Source organism: Streptomyces montanus, assembly GCF_005786655.1.
GTDB classification, from domain to species: Bacteria; Actinomycetota; Actinomycetes; order Streptomycetales; family Streptomycetaceae; genus Streptomyces; species Streptomyces sporangiiformans.
In genome coordinates, this window is sequence record NZ_VBZC01000034.1 from 1 (window position 1) to 1,310 (window position 1,310).

General features: G+C 68.7%; 1 protein-coding gene. It reads right to left on the reverse strand.

Annotated features, from left to right (window positions below; all coding sequences use genetic code 11):
- On the reverse strand, nucleotides 1–989 hold a 989-nt coding region (locus FE633_RS27725), incomplete at its 3' end, for a condensation domain-containing protein (protein WP_246113859.1).
- Nucleotides 990–1,310: the final 321 nt, after the last annotated feature.

The window sequence follows — 1,310 nt, forward strand, 5'->3', positions numbered from 1 at the left end:
CGCAACGGCAACTCCGGCGCAGCAGGCAACTCATCCAACCGCCCCAGCCAGTACTCCCGCGCCCGCACAAACGCCGCCGACTCCTCAACCCCCTCCAACGCCCGCACATAATCACGGAACGACACCCGGGGTGACGGGCCTGGATCGCGGCCGACGTCCAGGGCCAGCCATTCGCCGAGGAGTTGGCGAATGCCGGGGGCGTCGGCGATGAGGAGGTCGACGGCGACGTGGATACGCGTCCGCTCCTCGTCCAGCCGCGTCACCGCCACCTCGAACAGCGGCCACCGCCCAGGCTCCCGAACCCGCCCGGACAACTCCTCCCGCACCGCGCCCAACCGAGCCTCACGCTCGCCGGCACCCACATCCCTCAAGTCATGCCTCGCGAACCGATACACCGGCACCTCAGCCAACGCCCGCTGCCGACCATCCTCCATGAACACCGTCCGCAACATGTCATGCCGCCCCACCACCGCATTCCACGCCGCCTCCAACCGCCCCACATCCACCGACACCCCATCGATCTCCGCATAGAACGCCGCCGGCACATTCCCCAACGCGAAGAACCCACCCCGCCCCAACAGATACGCCTGCTGCAAATCCGTCAGAGCAAACGGCTCAAACCGCTCCTCCGGATCCGGAACCAGCGCCAACCCGGGGCCTGGAGCCGACGTGTCGTCCAGCAAATCGGCGACGATCCCGGCCAGTTGGCGCGCGCTCACCGGGCGGCGCAGCTCCTGCAGCCCGACTTCCACACCGAGCCGGGCCCCGAGTACGGCGTTGAGCTCCACCGCGACGAGCGACTCCAGTGCGGCAGGGGTGTCGGTGTCCGCCCCCTGGTCCAGCGAACCGGCGCGGACCAGGAACGTCAGCAGGGCCGCGCTGAGCAGGTCCCGGCGCCGCGCGGTGTTCTCTTCCCGCAGCAGGTGTTCGACGAACTCGGGGTCCGCCAGTTCGGATCCGTTGGAGATCGGATTGGGCACGGCGTCCATGGCGGTCACTCCTCGCTCTTGCGGACTTCAGGGCACAGCGCCTTGACGCTTCCTGCTGTTGCCCTGTGTCACAACGCCCGCCGGAGCAGCGCGAACGGGAGTGGCCGAACGGCTACCTCTCCGGTGCACCCGCGTCGCCCCAAGGAGGTAGCCGTCGGCCGCATCCGGCACCGATGGCCCGCTGCCTAGCGTCGGCACCAGACATTGCCCATCGCGGAGGTAGCCGTGGCGTCCCACCCTGTTCAGTACCGGCCGTTCCTCACATCGGAGGCGAACGGTTACTCGATCGTTGAAGGCCTGCTCAGGGCACCCTCCTCCACG